We start from the raw sequence: 15617 nt of genomic DNA on the forward strand, positions 1-15617 counted from the left end.
CATTATGAGGGAAAAATAAAAAAGGAGGCAAGCCTCCTCATCTGATTATTTACTGTTTCGAGCTTCTTCCAAAATCTTTGCAATCTTGGTTGTCAACAGGTCGATAGCCACTATATTGCTGACCCCTTCAGGAATGACGATATCAGCATAACGCTTAGTTGGCTCGATAAACTGATGGTACATAGGTTTGACTACGCCTAAATACTGGTCAATAACACTATCAAGGCTACGGCCACGCTCTTCCATATCACGCTTGATACGACGAATAATGCGCACATCATCATCCGTATCCACAAAAATCTTAATATCCATCAAATCGCGCAGACGCTTGTCCTCCAAGACCAAAATCCCCTCAACGATAAAGACATCTTGAGGTTCTTGACGATAGGTCTTGCTACTTCGTGTATGCTCTGTATAGTCATAGGTCGGGATGTCCACCGGACGCCCTGCCAACAATTCCTTAATCTGCTCGATCATCAAGTCTGTATCAAAGGCAAAAGGATGGTCGTAGTTGGTTTTGACACGCTCTTCAAAGGTCAAATGAGACTGATCCTTGTAGTATGAATCATGCTCAATCATGGAAATCTTTTCATCAGGAAAATGCGATAAAATGGCTCTTGAAACACTGGTCTTACCACCACCAGAACCACCTGTCACTCCGATAATGATTGGTCTATTTTGCATGCTATCCTCCGTTTTTTTATCCGTCGTCTATTCTATCATATTTTTTACAAAATTTATAGTCTGGTTTGGATAATCTAGGGGAAACAACACTCCTTACACCCCAGTTAGACTAGCTAAAAACCTTCCTTGGCTTGTAGAGATTGTCCCGTTTTTCTAGAATAGCTAACAATTTATCTCCTTCAAAAGCAGCTAATTCCTTATCCGACTGTTCTAACTCAATAAAACGACCAAAGCGTACTTCTGTAGCCTCTTCTTGAGTTAGGAAAACTTTGACAAGGTCTCCTGTCCCAATCTCTAGAGGATGAAGAAAGTCCAATTGGCCAGCCCCCACTTTTGCAGCAATTTCTTCCAAGGTAAGAGCATCTTCTAACTGTAAACCAGCTGCACTAGTTCGAGTCAGGTGAGACATATGGGCCGCATAACCAAGCTTCTCTCCCAAATCAACTGACAATGTACGGATGTAAGTCCCTTTACTGCATTTTACACGAAAAGTAAAGCGTGCAAGATGACCCTCATAAGAAATTGGACTTGTCCGCTCAAATTGATAAATGGTCACCTGACGCTCTGGACGCTCTACTTCTTGACCTGCACGCGCATACTCATAGAGTTTGCGACCATTAACCTTAACAGCCGAATACATAGGTGGTATCTGGGTAATAGGCCCAGTCAAGCTAGCAATCGCTTCATCGACAAGCTTTTCATCCAAGGGCGATAAAACAGGTGTCTCTGCGACCACTTCCCCACTAGCATCCTCTGTCGTCGTTGAATAGCCAAGAGTGATTTCCCCCTCATAGACCTTGCCCTCGTCCTGCATAAACTCGACCATGCGGGTTGCCTTGCCAACTGCAATAGGCAAAACACCCACCACATCCGGATCCAAGGTCCCACCATGACCAATTTTCTTTGTTCCCAAAATCTTACGCAGTTTAAAAACCGCATCATGCGAGGTCATCCCTGCTTCTTTTTTTAAGTTGATAATACCGTTCATATGTTACTTTCTACTCCCCCTTCAATGCTTCAAACTTCGCTTTCATGGTTGGATTTTTACGGGTCAATTTTTTAACAGAAACATCTTCCAATTTATTGTTCGCTAGACGGAGTTGGTTTTCGGATGTAGTTAGGAATTTCTTAACCTCTTCCATCCGTTTTATGGCCTTGTCAATTTCATCGATAGCTTTGCCAAAGTTAGTCGAAGCTGAATTATAGTTCTTAGCAAAGGCCTGTTTAAAGGCATCCAAGTCTTCTTCAAAATGAGTAATATCAATATTTTGCTCACGAACCAAGGCCAACTCCTGCTTATATTTAAGAGAATTAAGCGCAGCATTACGCAAGAGCCCAATCAACTGGATAAAGAATTGAGGACGAACCACATACATCTTTTCATACTCGTGGCTGACATCAACAATCCCCGTATTAAAGTAGTCATTATCGGCCTCTAGCATGGTCACCAAAACAGCATATTCGCAATTCTTTTCACGACGGTCCTTATCCAATTCCTTATAAAAATCGGCATTCTTGTGCTTCTTCTCTGTTTCATCTGCTTCATTTTTCATCTCAAACATGATAGAAATGATTTCAACCCCATTTTCATCACATTCACGGAAGATAAAGTCTCCCTTAGACCCACGCGCGGAGACCTTGTTATCCTTCTCAAAGTAGGCATTTGGAAAGGCAAAACTACGGACCTTGTTAAACTCACTCTCTGCATACTGTTCCAGACTTTCCCCGATAGCTTTTGTAGACTGCTGTGCCTTGAAATTCTTATAAAATTCGACTTGTTCACTAGCTGCTTTAAGCTGGGCTTCATAGTTTTGCTTAACAGAAGCCAAAGATAACTCATTTTCCTTTTCTTGCAAAAGGAGTTGATTTTTGACCTGATCGCGTTCTTTTTCTAGGTCAGATAGGGTCTTCTGTAGTTGATTTTCATGCTCCAAACGCAAGGTCGCCAACTGGTTTTCCAAGGCCTGTACTTCCTTGTCCTTTTCTAATAAAGCCTGATGGCTTGTCTGTTCAACCTCTTTCTTGGCCAATTCTTTTTCTGTATCAAAGTTTTGGATTTGACTCTGTAATTGCGCAATTTCTTGGTCTTTTTGAGCTAGTTTAGACTGTTGTTCATTCATTGCCTTTTGCTCAACCAAAGCCAGTTCCTGCTTCATCCGATCGTGCAATTCCTTATCAAACTCTGCTGTTCTCACTTGGGATAAAAGTTCGGCATACTGACTTTCATTTACTGTAAAGACTTCCCCACAGTTAGGACATTTGATTTCGTTCATATCGTTCCTCTTTCTAGACTTCTTTAACCATTATATCATGCCTAAGGGAAAATCAAAAACAGTGAGTCGAAACCCACTGTTTATCTTCTTTTACTTTAAATTTTTTCCAAGGCCAAGCGCAAGTCTTCAATCAAATCATCTACATTTTCAAGTCCGATAGACAAGCGGATTTGGTTTGGTGTAACACCTGCTGCTTCTAGGTCCTTTTCTGACAATTGACCATGAGTGGTTGTTGCTGGATGGACAACAAGCGATTTGGCATCTGCCACATTTGCTAGGTCAGAAAAGATTTCTAAATGATCAATTACCTCGCGGGCTTCGGCCTCCCCACCTTTGACATGGAAGGTAAAGATGGAACCCACACCTTTTGGTAAATATTTCTCAGCCAAGGCATGGTAAGGACTATCTGCAAGTTTTGGATAATTGACCTTTTCTACCTTAGGATGGTTAACAAGGAAATCAACAATTTTCTCTGCATTTTGTACATGGCGTTCCACTCGAAGTGACAGGGTTTCAAGTCCTTGGAGCAAGAGAAAGGCATTGAATGGTGACAAGGCTGCACCTGTATCACGAAGCAATTGAACACGGACAGCGATAATAAAGGCTGCTGCCCCCACATCACGAGTATAGCTCAAATTGTGGTAGCTTGGGTCTTCCTCAACAAATTGAGGGAATTTTCCTGAAGCTGCCCAATCAAAACGCCCGCTATCGACAATCACTCCTCCAATTGTCGTACCATGTCCACCGATAAACTTAGTCGCAGAGTGAATGGCAATATCTACACCGTGAGAAAAAACGTTAATCAAATAAGGTGTAGCAAAGGTATTATCGGAAACAAGTGGAATCTGATGTTTATGAGCAATCTCAGCCAATTTTTCCAAGTCAGGAATGTTAATCAAGGGATTGCCCAAGGTTTCAATCAAGACAAGCTTGGTATTGTCTTTGATCGCTGCTTCCACTTCCTCTAAATTATCCACGTCCACAAAGGTTGTTGTGATACCATAACGAGGAAGGGTTTCTTTCAAGAGATTGAAGGTTCCACCGTAAATAGTTGATGCTGCCACTACATGGTCACCTGCATGGGCAAGCGCCAAAATCGTATAAGTCACTGCAGCCATACCTGATGCGGTTGCAAGAGCTCCGACACCACCTTCAAGGGCAGCAATTCTTTCTTCAAAGGCAGCTGTTGTAGGGTTGGTGATACGAGTATAAATGTTCCCTGGTTTTCTCAAGGCAAACAAATCGGCACCTTCCTGCGTGTCATCAAAAACAAAGGATGTTGTTTGATAAATCGGTACTGCACGAGACTTAGTTGCTGGATCAACTACTTGCCCAGCATGCAATTGTAAGGTTTCAAATTTTAAATCACGAGTCATAAAACGACCTCCAAATAGTTTGATTAAGGATATTGTAGCACCTTAAGGTATAGTTTACAAATATCAGTTTTCTATATTTTGATATAAGAAATAGCTATTACCCTATTTTAAAAACGAAAAAGCACGACTTAATCGTGCTCATTTTCTTAATCTACGTAAGTATCTTCATTTTTATTGAGGAAGGCATATGGAAGACCCATCAAGAGGCCTCCTCCGATAAAGTTTCCAATGAAGGTTACACCCCAGTGACGAAGCATATTTCCAACACCGAAGTTAGCAATTGAATCAGCAGCAACACTGAATTTTACAATCGCGAAAGAAGCAAAGTTCGCAGCGATGTGCTCGTTTGTTAAGAATACAAACATGTAAATCGCTGATAAAACGAGCCATAGTTTAGCACCACCATCTTTGACCAAAACAAATGAAAGAATCGCAATATTAACGAAAATATTTGCCAAAATCGCCTCAAGCAAGATTAATTCATTTGAACGGCCTAACTTCATCTCAACAACACCTGAGATGAAGCTATCGTGAGTTAGATGTGCATAGGCTGCCGAATGAGCAAAGCCCCAACCTGCTATCAAGGCCCCGATAAGGTTGAACAAGGTACAGTAAAGTAAAATCTCAGCTGTTTTTCTCCAAGAGATTTTTTTCAAGAAACTACCAGCAGTTAAGAACATCATGTTTGATGTTACCAACTCGGCATTCAAGAAAACAATGTAGGCCAATCCCCAAGCAAAGACAAATGGGAATAGGAAGCGTCCACTACCCGGTGCAATTTTATTAATCAAGTCAGCTCCAACTGCACCTGCAGCTGTACTGAAGGTTAAAAATGCACCTGCGAACATCGAACGAATCGCATACTTAAATTTGCTTTGACTATAAAGACTTTCTTTCTTCTTGCAAGCAAATTCAATCTTTGAGATAAATTCTGAAGAAACCATAATAAACTCCTAAAACTTTTATTTGTGATAATTATATCACAAACTTTAGAATTAAGGAAACGTTTTCTGTATTTCATAAAAGTTTATTTTACGAAAATATTAAAAGAATCAATGAAACTTAATCTTCACTGATTCTTTTAGAACTAATAAAATTGTTTATATGGTTGATTGAAGGCTGTCAAAATTTCGTCAGATGTTTGTGAATAATCTTTTGTTTCTTTCAAATCACCCTTTACAATGATCCGCTCAGTAGCTGCTGCATCCTCACAAGTTACTAAAGTAATTTCATCAACACCAGTTCGGTCATCAATTTCATCTACTCTATCTGGTGTAACTCGTTTCACTTCACTAATTTCATAGGTATACACTTTATTCTTATCTGTCAAGTGAATTTTCATCCCTTTTTTCGCACGATCTAGTGGAGAAAAAAGCATCTGACTAGCATTATCACCTGTGAAAATATGATGGCTAGCTAATGAATAATTCCCTTTACCCATTTCTTGGTCACGCTTCATGGTACCCGCACCGTATAAAAGATTGACATTTGCAATCCCCTTAAAGATAGGTAAATTAATTTCAAGCTCAGGTATTGCAATTCCTCCGATAACAGGTAATTTTTGATTATCCCATTGAGAGGCTAAAACAGCTTCAGAGGAAATGGCTTTTACTGAATCAAAATCAAAATTTCCCTCTGTGTCCTGATTTTCTTCTATTTTTTCTTTTGATACTTGACTAACTTGGTATTTATTACTATTCCAAGCAATAAATGCATCACGAATCTTTGCATTAAAAATTAAAGCAATAGAGATCAGTATGAGAAATACAGCCAAGATATTTGTCAGCAGATTTTTTCGTTTGATTTTCTTATTATTCTTTTTATGAGACATTATGCTTCACCTTCTGTTTCGTTTTCTGTCCCAACTTCTTCTTTTTCTGCCGCTGCAACCGTAGTAAAGGTTACAATTTTAGCATCTTGGTCCAGGCGCATCACTTTAACTCCCATAGTTGAGCGACCTGTTTGTGAAATATTGGCAACGTTAGTTCGAATCATGACACCAGTATCAGTGATAATCATCAAATCTTCATCACCTTTAACTGTCATAAGACCAGCAAGGGAACCATTCTTTTCAGTAATTTTAGCAGTTTGCATCCCTTTACCACCACGACCTTTTGTTGGATATTCAGTCGCAACGGTGCGCTTACCATATCCTTTTTCAGTGATGATAAGAACTTCGTCCTGGTCTGTAATCACACTAGCACCAACAACTGTGTCTCCGTCACGGAGATTAACACCTTTCACACCCGTAGCGATACGACTCATACCACGAACAGCTGATTGATTAAAGCGAACTGCATAACCAAACTTTGTACCAATGATAATATCCGTGTCTTCTTCCGTCAACAATACATTAATCAACTCATCTTCATCCTTGAGGTTCAAAGCCTTGAGTCCATTCTGACGAATGTTAGCAAATTCCTTGACGCTGGTTCTCTTCACAATGCCATGACGGGTTGTGAAGAAGAGATAAGCATCATCACTGCGTTCAGACTCAACATTGATAATAGTCTGAATACTTTCGCCTTCATCCAATTTTAAAAGATTGACAATCGGCAATCCCTTGGCTGTACGGCCATATTCAGGAATTTCATAACCTTTAAGACGATAAACACGTCCTTTATTTGTAAAGAAGAGCAAATGATCATGCGTGCTAGTTGATACTAACTCACGAACAAAATCGTCATCCTTAACACCTGTACCTTGAACACCGCGCCCCCCACGTTTTTGAGCAGTAAATTCGCCTTGGTCCAGACGTTTGATGTAACCCTTGTTAGACAGTGTAATTAAGACATCAGCTTCTTCAATTAGATCCTCATCTTCAAGACTCAAGACCTCACCAACCATCAATTCAGTACGACGTTGGTCACCAAATTTACGCTTAACTTCGTCTAATTCATCTTTGATGATCTGTGAAACACGTTCCGGCTTAGCAAGAATATCTGCTAAATCGGCAATCAGAGCCAAGAGATCATCATACTCAGACTGAATCTTATCACGTTCCAAACCTGTCAAACGACGAAGACGCATATCAAGAATGGCTTGACTTTGACGTTCAGATAACTTGAATTTACTCATCAACTCAGCTTGTGCTTCCGCATCCGTTTCACTAGCACGGATGATACGAATCACTTCGTCGATGTGGTCTAGCGCAATCAAGAGACCTTCTAAAATATGAGCACGCGCTTCTGCTTTTTCCTTATCAAAACGAGTACGACGAACAACCACTTCTTTTTGGTGTTCGATATAAGCATCCAAAATCTGACGAAGAGACAAAATCTTCGGCACCCCATTTTGGATAGCAAGCATATTGAAACCAAAGTTGGTTTGCATCTGGGTCATCTTGAAGAGGTTATTGAGGATAACATTTGCGGATGCATCTCGTTTGACCTCGATTACGAAACGAACTCCTTCACGGTTTGACTCATCACGGACTGCTGTGATGCCCTCAATGCGTTTTTCCTGAACCAAACGAACAATATGCTCATGCACCTTTGTTTTATTGACCATGTAAGGAAATTCTGTTACAACGATGCGCTCACGGCCAGTCTTAGTTTCTTCAATTTCAGTACGAGAACGAAGAACAATAGAACCTTTACCAGTTTCGTAAGCCTTATGAATGCCTGATTTCCCCATAACCAGGGCACCAGTTGGAAAATCTGGCCCAGGCAAGACTTCCATCAAATCCTTAGTGGTCACTTCAGGATTGTCCATGACCAACTTCACAGCATCAATAGTTTCACCCAAGTTATGAGGTGGAATATTGGTCGCCATACCGACAGCGATACCAGTAGCTCCATTAACTAAAAGATTTGGAAAACGAGCTGGAAGGACTAAAGGTTCACGTTCATTGGCATCATAGTTATCAACGAAATCAACCGTATTTTTATTGATATCACGAAGCATCTCCAGAGCAATCTTGCTCATACGTGCCTCAGTATAACGCTGGGCGGCAGCACCATCACCATCCATGGAACCAAAGTTCCCATGACCATCTACAAGCATGTAACGGTAACTCCACCATTGAGCCATACGGACCATGGCTTCATAGATAGAGGAATCCCCGTGTGGGTGATATTTACCCATAACATCCCCTGTAATACGAGCAGATTTTTTATGAGGTTTGTCTGGAGTAACACCCAGTTCATTCATTCCGTAGAGAATCCGACGGTGAACAGGTTTCAAGCCATCTCGAACATCAGGAAGGGCCCGCGCTACGATAACACTCATGGCGTAGTCGATAAAGCTCGTCTTCATCTCCTTTGTCAGATTGACATTCACTAAATTTCTATCCTGCATTAATAAATGCCTCATTTCACTATTAGTATAAAATATATTATACCATAATGTCCGCCATATTTCAGGTATCTAAAACCACTAAAACGTTTACATCAAGAACTGCAAAGCATATCCGTGACAAAGCTTTTTAAAAGTGATAGAATTGAAATAACTGGGGAAATCCCTGAATAAAATTAAGGAGATGTTTAGAATAATGACTTCAACTAAACAACACAAAAAAGTTATCCTTGTCGGTGATGGTGCTGTAGGTTCTTCTTACGCTTTTGCACTTGTTAACCAAGGAATTGCACAAGAGCTTGGAATTATCGAAATTCCACAATTGCATGAAAAAGCTGTTGGTGACGCGCTTGACCTTAGTCACGCCCTTGCTTTCACTTCACCTAAAAAAATCTATGCAGCTCAATACTCTGACTGTGCAGACGCTGACCTTGTTGTGATTACTGCAGGTGCGCCTCAAAAACCAGGTGAAACTCGTCTTGACCTTGTAGGTAAAAACCTTGCTATCAACAAATCAATCGTAACTCAAGTTGTTGAATCAGGTTTCAAAGGTATCTTCCTTGTTGCTGCTAACCCAGTTGACGTCTTGACTTACTCAACTTGGAAATTCTCTGGATTCCCTAAAGAACGCGTTATCGGTTCAGGAACTTCACTTGACTCAGCTCGTTTCCGTCAAGCACTTGCTGAAAAATTGGATGTTGATGCTCGTTCAGTGCACGCCTACATCATGGGTGAACACGGTGACTCTGAGTTCGCTGTTTGGTCACACGCTAACATCGCTGGTGTAAACCTTGAAGAATTCCTTAAAGACACTCAAAATGTTCAAGAAGCTGAATTGATTGAATTGTTCGAAGGTGTTCGTGACGCAGCTTACACAATCATCAACAAAAAAGGTGCAACATACTACGGTATCGCAGTAGCTCTTGCTCGTATTACTAAAGCAATCCTTGACGATGAAAACGCAGTACTTCCACTTTCAGTATTCCAAGAAGGTCAATACGGAGTTAAAAACGTCTTTATCGGTCAACCAGCTGTTGTTGGGGCACATGGTATTGTTCGTCCAGTAAATATCCCATTGAACGACGCAGAAACTCAAAAAATGCAAGCATCTGCTAAAGAATTACAAGCTATCATTGACGAAGCATGGAAAAACCCAGAATTCCAAGAAGCTTCTAAAAACTAATTGTAACTAGGTTCTCATTAAATGAGAACTCCATACCGAAGACAAACATTATTCTAGTGTTTGTCTTTTTTATTTCTCCAGATCTCCTATCCTTAAAAAATTTGAAACCTCTACAAAATACTTTTCAATGCAAAACAAAAAACTTTCCCTCCCTGTTTTCCTTGCTTTTTCCGAACTAAGTCAATCTTAACTTCCAGTTACTCACTTATAAACTTAGCTTGATTATCAACACTTTGTGAGTATATTTGTGGTTATTGGATACGATTCAGTCATAGATGAAGGAAAATCAATAACTTGTCCAATCTGACTAAGAAAATGTTCTTGCGGAACGAGTTCATCTAGCGTGTAAAAGACAACCTGATTGCGGTTATTGTCTGGATTTTCTTTATGAAACATAGGAAACATCTCACAACTTTTCTGACATCTATTATACGACTTTAGAAAAAATGCCCTTAGAAACTTTTAATCTAAGGGCTTTGTTTTCAGTCTGAGTTTCTTATAAAATGAGAACTTTTCTTTTTATTGTTATAAAATCTAAGATTGTACTTTTAAAAATATTACTTATCTCACTTCTTATGTATTGTATTGTAAATTCGAATACAAACACAACAACTCAAATATACTCTCACCATACAATAGATAAAATAACCTGTAGATGATACTATGAAAAATGATAAGATATAGATTTAAAACATTTTATTCCTGCAATCTCTCATACAATTCTTGCATTTGCACATCATCTGGAACCAGTTTTAAGTAAGCTTGCGCATTGACTTTTGCTTCTTCAAAATAACCCAATTCACGCAAGAGATAGATATAGTGTTCCAGAAACTCTGGATTGTCCTTTAAATCTCCTGCCAACCCTTGATAATGCTCGTAGGCAGTATCCAAATCGTCCATTTCTTGATAGGAACGAGCAATCATCCACTTGGTCAAAAGATTCTCTGGCTCATCATTTTGCAAGTCTAGAATGTCCTCATAACGTTCCTGTTCTAGATAAATAGTGGCTAGACGGAGTAAGATTTCTTCCGTATCCTCAGCGTCTTCTTTTGCAGTAAGGAGGTAGTTTTCTGCACCACTGGCATCATGCAATTCATAAGAGAATTGTGAAGCAGCCAGCAAGAGGCGAGTTTCAAAGGGATTTTTCTCTAAGCCTTGCTTAGTGATACGCAGGGCTTCTTGAACTTGATGTTCCTTATGTAAGGCCTGACTGTAACCATACTCATATCCTTCAAAATCAGGTGAAATGGTATCAAGTTGCTTAAAGTAGAGGACAGCTTTTTGGTATTCTTCTCTATCAAAGTAAAGACTGGCCAACTCAAAAGCTGTTAGGTCATCGTATTCTAACTCCAGGGCTTTTTCTAAAAACTCTGTAGCTGTTTCAAATTTCCCTAACTGGGCATAGGCAAAGCCAATCCGTTGATAGGTAGAAATGCCTGTTTGCTCATAAATAGTACGATTATCTAACTGGGCATAGCCTTGAATAGCTTCTTGGTAATTTTCCAACTCACTATCCAACTCTGCCAAGCCCAATATCAAGAGTGGATCCTCTGAATAGCTCAAGGCTTCTAGTAATTTCTCACGCGCCACATCTGTCAAACCTTCCATCTGGTAAAGGTCTGCCTTAAGCGCCAAAGCCGAAACATACCAGTCACTGTCAGCTTGTATTTCCTCTAGATAGGCAAAGGCTTCCTCGATTTGACCATCCTCGCTAGCAATAGCTGCTAGATTAAGATGAACCTCTGGAAAGTCCTCTACGATTTTCAGGTAAATTTCCTTGGCCTGAGGATAAAAACCAATTCCTTCAAGATAAGTAGCTAACTCATACAGAAGGTCACTTGGATCATTTTCTAAAGCTTTAGCGAAATAATGCTCAGCCTTGGTTAAGTCTTGCTCCTCCAAAGCCTGTAACATCTGTTGACTATTGTTCACTCTTGATTTCCTCTCCCTCTAGTTCATATAGGCCACTAACTACCTTATACCATTCAAAAATCGCTGAAATAACAACCTTTGCAGAGGCATAAACTGGAATACCGAGCAAGACTCCCCAGATACCAAACATAGAGCCCGAAGTTAACAAGACAAAGAGAACATTAATAGGATGGATGTTTAATTGACTTCCCAAAATCAATGGAGAGACAAAACGGCCTTCAATAGTTTGTTCTACGATAAAGACAATCACTACTTTTAAAAGCATGACTGGCCCAGCAATCAAGCCCAATACTAGGGCAGGAAGCATGGCTAAGAAGCTACCCAAATAAGGAACCAGATTTAAAATACCAGCAGTAACCCCCAACGTAACTGCATAGCGTAGACCAATGATTTTGAAGAAGATGATAAACATTACTGCTACAATAATAGCCACTGTTACTTGTCCTCTAACATAGTTGGACAACTGTTGATTCACATCTGACAAAACCTGTCCTACAGGTTCCTTCAATTTCGTTGGCATGAATTGGGTTAAATAGTTACGCAAGCCTTTCCCATCACGCAAAAGGTAAAAGAGCATGAAAGGAACGATAATCAAGGCAACAATCACTTGAGATGCCCCGCTAATAAATGCACTCACCCAGTTGACAGCCTGAGATGAAACCTTACTTGCCCAAACTGTAGCCTGACTAGAGAAGTTTGTTAAAACTTGCTCTAATTGAGGTCTGAAATCATCTGGTAAACGCTTGGTGACCAAATCATTAACAACTCTGTCTGCATCTTCGAGGTAGACTGGAACATTCCTTGCAAAACTTAAAACTTGACGTTGCAGATTTGGAATGGCGACTGCCAAGCCCCAAATGATAAAGAGAGCGATGATGACAAAGACAATACTGATTGCGATGACACGATTAATCTTATGCTTCTCCATCCAATCAACGATAGGATTTAATAAATAATATAGCAAACCAGATAGAATGACTGGCAACATAACAACTGCCAAAAAGTCTAGAACCGGTGAAAATAGAAAACTAATCTTACTTAAAATAAAAAGATTCAGTCCCAATAATAAGGTTACCAAAAATACCGTAATTGCCTTGTTATCCAAAAACCACTTGAAAAACCAAGATAGGCTAAAATGTTTCTCTTTTTGCTCCATAAATACTTCCTTTCTATTGTTCTCTCATTATACCATTTTTAAATCAAAATAACTCTTTTTTAAAGTGCTTACATTCCATTGAATTGCACCGCATAGCATATTATAAATTCATTTTGTGATATAATAGACTTATCTTTATAAAGAGGTAAAGTTATGAAAGAAACTGTTTATTTTGGAACTTATACACGTCGGACTTCCCAAGGGATTTACAAGGCAGACTTCGATACAGAAACTGGTCAGCTTTCAAATCTAGAACTTTTTGCAGCTGAGCCAAGTCCGACCTACCTTGCCTTTGACCAACACCAACATTTATACACTGTTGGTAGTCAAGACGATAAGGGGGGGATTGCAGCCTATCAAACTGATGGAACCTTATTAAATCATGTCGTGGAAGAAGGAGCTCCCCACTGTTATGTTGCCGTTGATGAAAAGCGTGATTTGGTGTACGCAGCAAACTACCACAAGGGACAGGTCCTTGTTTATAAACGTCAGGAAGATGGTCGTCTTCTACTTAGTGATGTGGATCAACACAGTGGCCAAGGTCCACATGAAAATCAAGCTTCTCCACATGTTCACTATACAGATTTAACACCTGACCACTATCTAGTGACTTGCGACTTGGGAACTGACCAAGTCATCACTTATGATCTTGATCAAGAAGGAAAATTATCTAAACTCTATACCTATCACAGCCAGCCAGGAGCAGGCTCACGCCATATTATTTTCCATAACCATTATAAAATTGCTTATCTCATTTGTGAACTTAATAGCACTATCGAGGTTCTAATCTACGATGGTGTTGGCGAATTTGAACGCATGCAAGTCATTTCAACTCTACCAGACGGTTATGAAGGCTTTAATGGTACTGCTGCTATTCGTCTCTCTAAAGACGGTAAATACCTCTACGCTTCTAACCGTGGTCATGATTCTATCGCAGTATATACAATCCTTGCGGACGGTAGTTTAGAGTTGTTAGAAATCGTTCCGACTCATGGTCAGACTCCACGTGATTTTGATTTGACACCGGATCAAGAATTTATCATTGCTATCCATCAAGACTCTGACAATGCAAGCGTTTTTAAACGCAATCCTGAAACTGGTCGTCTTGCAGAACTTTCTAATGACTTCCATGTCCCAGAAGCGGTCTGCATCAGATTTGCTAATTAACATAATTATAACTGACCAACTAACGGAGCTACACACCAAAGACAAACATCATTTTAGTGTTTGTCTTTTTTATATCAACAAATTACTCCCCCAAAAAAAGATGGAACCTTTCTCAAAACAATTTTTCCATGAAAAGTAAAAATATTTCACAGCCATCATTTATTTGTCTCACACCTAACGGAGCTAGACGAACTAATAGTGACATAATGAAAAAGAACCTTGCAAAGCAAGATTCTTTTAGTGTCTGACTTAAATAATTGTTCTTCTGGGAACTAAATCGAATTAAGCTTCGATTTCTGTAACCATACCTGAACCAACAGTACGTCCACCCTCACGGATAGAGAATGTAGTACCTTGTTCTACGGCGATTGGGTGGATCAACTCAACGTCGATTGTCACGTTATCACCAGGCATTACCATTTCAGTACCTGCTGGAAGTTCAATTGAACCTGTAACGTCAGTAGTACGGAAGTAGAATTGTGGACGGTAGTTGTTGAAGAATGGAGTGTGACGTCCACCTTCTTCTTTAGTAAGGATGTAAACTTCACCTTTGAATTTAGTGTGTGGGTTGATTGAACCTGGTTTAGCGATAACTTGTCCACGTTCGATTTCGTCACGTTGAACACCACGAAGAAGGACACCTACGTTATCTCCGGCAAGACCTTCGTCAAGTTGTTTACGGAACATTTCAACACCAGTAACAACTGCTTTTTGAGTTTCTTCTTTGATACCAACGATTTCGATTTCGTCGTTGACTTTAACGATACCACGGTCGATACGTCCTGAAGCAACTGTACCACGTCCAGTGATTGAGAATACGTCTTCGACTGGAAGAAGCAATGGTTTCTCAGTGTCACGTTCTGGTTCTGGGATGTACTCATCAACTGTGTTCATCAATTCCATAACGATGTCTTCGTATTTAGTGTCACCTTCAAGGGCTTTAAGAGCTGAACCTTGGATAACTGGAAGATCGTCACCTGGGAAGTCGTATTCTGACAATAGGTCACGGATTTCCATTTCAACCAATTCAAGCAATTCTTCGTCGTCAACCAAGTCAACTTTGTTCATGAAGACGATAAGGTGTTTAACACCAACCTGACGTGAAAGAAGGATGTGCTCACGAGTTTGTGGCATTGGTCCGTCAGTTGAAGCTACTACAAGGATAGCTCCGTCCATTTGAGCGGCACCAGTGATCATGTTTTTAACGTAGTCCGCGTGTCCTGGAGCGTCGATGTGAGCGTAGTGACGTTTTTCAGTTTCGTACTCAACGTGCGCAGTGTTGATTGTGATACCGCGTTCGCGTTCTTCTGGAGCAGCATCGATAGACGCATAGTCTTTAGGTTGGTTAACTGATGAAGGCAAGCGACGTGCCAAAACAGTTGTGATAGCTGCAGTTAGGGTAGTTTTACCGTGGTCAACGTGTCCGATAGTACCAATGTTAACGTGTGGTTTACTACGATCGTATTTTTCTTTTGCCATTTGAGTAAAAGCCTCCAATAAAATATATTTTATAGATAGACAGTAGGCAATACAGTCTAACTTTCCTTACT

General features: G+C 40.1%; 12 protein-coding genes. 2 read left to right on the top strand and 10 right to left on the bottom strand.

The genetic code is table 11. From position 1 onward, the window contains the following. Nucleotides 1–45: 45 nt before the first annotated feature. From udk to gyrA, 7 genes are all read right to left on the bottom strand, one after another. The gene (gene udk / locus D7D53_RS04765; RefSeq protein WP_049551857.1) at nucleotides 46–684 is read right to left on the bottom strand and encodes a uridine kinase; all 639 of its coding nucleotides are present in this window, start codon (nucleotides 682–684) and stop codon (nucleotides 46–48) included. A 109-nt stretch (nucleotides 685–793) separates the two neighbouring features. Continuing rightward, the gene (truB, locus tag D7D53_RS04770; RefSeq protein ID WP_120770290.1) at nucleotides 794–1672 is read right to left on the bottom strand and encodes a tRNA pseudouridine(55) synthase TruB; all 879 of its coding nucleotides are present in this window, start codon (nucleotides 1670–1672) and stop codon (nucleotides 794–796) included. 10 nt (nucleotides 1673–1682) lie between these two features. Continuing rightward, a complete protein-coding gene (locus D7D53_RS04775) occupies nucleotides 1683–2957 on the bottom strand; it encodes a DUF2130 domain-containing protein (protein WP_120770291.1) in 1275 nt (424 codons plus the stop codon). A 95-nt stretch (nucleotides 2958–3052) separates the two neighbouring features. Next, on the bottom strand, nucleotides 3053–4333 hold the full coding sequence (locus D7D53_RS04780) for an O-acetylhomoserine aminocarboxypropyltransferase/cysteine synthase family protein (RefSeq protein ID WP_120770292.1): 1281 nt from the start codon (nucleotides 4331–4333) through the stop codon (nucleotides 3053–3055). A 146-nt stretch (nucleotides 4334–4479) separates the two neighbouring features. Then, nucleotides 4480–5277: a formate/nitrite transporter family protein gene (locus D7D53_RS04785; protein ID WP_000254773.1), complete on the bottom strand. Its 798-nt coding sequence runs from the start codon at nucleotides 5275–5277 to the stop codon at nucleotides 4480–4482. Between the two features lie 143 nt (nucleotides 5278–5420). Then, complete coding sequence (locus tag D7D53_RS04790) at nucleotides 5421–6164, bottom strand: class A sortase (protein WP_033681684.1); 744 nt, start codon at nucleotides 6162–6164, stop codon at nucleotides 5421–5423. Continuing rightward, nucleotides 6164–8632 carry a DNA gyrase subunit A gene (gene gyrA, locus D7D53_RS04795; RefSeq protein ID WP_120770293.1) on the bottom strand — a complete coding sequence of 823 codons (2469 nt, stop codon included), beginning with the start codon at nucleotides 8630–8632 and terminating at the stop codon, nucleotides 6164–6166. The genes D7D53_RS04790 and gyrA overlap by 1 nt, the downstream gene beginning before the upstream one ends. A 193-nt stretch (nucleotides 8633–8825) precedes the next feature. On the opposite strand from gyrA, the gene D7D53_RS04800 reads away from it, so the two are divergent. Beyond that, nucleotides 8826–9812 carry an L-lactate dehydrogenase gene (locus D7D53_RS04800; protein WP_023942623.1) on the top strand — a complete coding sequence of 329 codons (987 nt, stop codon included), beginning with the start codon at nucleotides 8826–8828 and terminating at the stop codon, nucleotides 9810–9812. A 696-nt stretch (nucleotides 9813–10508) separates the two neighbouring features. Here the strand turns inward: D7D53_RS04800 and D7D53_RS04805 are convergent. Together D7D53_RS04805 and D7D53_RS04810 are read right to left on the bottom strand one after the other, a co-directional pair. Further along, the gene (locus tag D7D53_RS04805; RefSeq protein ID WP_162927872.1) at nucleotides 10509–11744 is read right to left on the bottom strand and encodes a tetratricopeptide repeat protein; all 1236 of its coding nucleotides are present in this window, start codon (nucleotides 11742–11744) and stop codon (nucleotides 10509–10511) included. Beyond that, nucleotides 11734–12900: an AI-2E family transporter gene (locus D7D53_RS04810; protein WP_049511091.1), complete on the bottom strand. Its 1167-nt coding sequence runs from the start codon at nucleotides 12898–12900 to the stop codon at nucleotides 11734–11736. The genes D7D53_RS04805 and D7D53_RS04810 overlap by 11 nt, the downstream gene beginning before the upstream one ends. 153 nt (nucleotides 12901–13053) lie before the next feature. Here D7D53_RS04810 and D7D53_RS04815 point away from each other — a divergent pair, with 153 nt between their 5' ends. Further along, nucleotides 13054–14067: a lactonase family protein gene (locus D7D53_RS04815; RefSeq protein ID WP_120770295.1), complete on the top strand. Its 1014-nt coding sequence runs from the start codon at nucleotides 13054–13056 to the stop codon at nucleotides 14065–14067. 282 nt (nucleotides 14068–14349) lie between these two features. Here D7D53_RS04815 and tuf read toward each other — a convergent pair whose 3' ends face one another. Further along, the gene (tuf, locus tag D7D53_RS04820) at nucleotides 14350–15546 is read right to left on the bottom strand and encodes an elongation factor Tu (RefSeq protein ID WP_120770296.1); all 1197 of its coding nucleotides are present in this window, start codon (nucleotides 15544–15546) and stop codon (nucleotides 14350–14352) included. Between the last annotated feature and the right edge of the window lie 71 nt (nucleotides 15547–15617).

Source organism: Streptococcus gwangjuense (assembly GCF_003627155.1).
GTDB classification, from domain to species: Bacteria; Bacillota; Bacilli; order Lactobacillales; family Streptococcaceae; genus Streptococcus; species Streptococcus gwangjuensis.

Coding starts and splice junctions, on each gene's coding strand:
- D7D53_RS04790 (WP_033681684.1), bottom strand. CDS start 6,164: ATGTCTCATAAAAAGAATAATAAGAAAATCAAACGAAAAAATCTGCTG.
- D7D53_RS04785 (WP_000254773.1), bottom strand. CDS start 5,277: ATGGTTTCTTCAGAATTTATCTCAAAGATTGAATTTGCTTGCAAGAAG.
- truB (WP_120770290.1), bottom strand. CDS start 1,672: ATGAACGGTATTATCAACTTAAAAAAAGAAGCAGGGATGACCTCGCAT.
- D7D53_RS04780 (WP_120770292.1), bottom strand. CDS start 4,333: ATGACTCGTGATTTAAAATTTGAAACCTTACAATTGCATGCTGGGCAA.
- udk (WP_049551857.1), bottom strand. CDS start 684: ATGCAAAATAGACCAATCATTATCGGAGTGACAGGTGGTTCTGGTGGT.
- D7D53_RS04775 (WP_120770291.1), bottom strand. CDS start 2,957: ATGAACGAAATCAAATGTCCTAACTGTGGGGAAGTCTTTACAGTAAAT.
- tuf (WP_120770296.1), bottom strand. CDS start 15,546: ATGGCAAAAGAAAAATACGATCGTAGTAAACCACACGTTAACATTGGT.
- D7D53_RS04800 (WP_023942623.1), top strand. CDS start 8,826: ATGACTTCAACTAAACAACACAAAAAAGTTATCCTTGTCGGTGATGGT.
- D7D53_RS04815 (WP_120770295.1), top strand. CDS start 13,054: ATGAAAGAAACTGTTTATTTTGGAACTTATACACGTCGGACTTCCCAA.
- D7D53_RS04810 (WP_049511091.1), bottom strand. CDS start 12,900: ATGGAGCAAAAAGAGAAACATTTTAGCCTATCTTGGTTTTTCAAGTGG.
- gyrA (WP_120770293.1), bottom strand. CDS start 8,632: ATGCAGGATAGAAATTTAGTGAATGTCAATCTGACAAAGGAGATGAAG.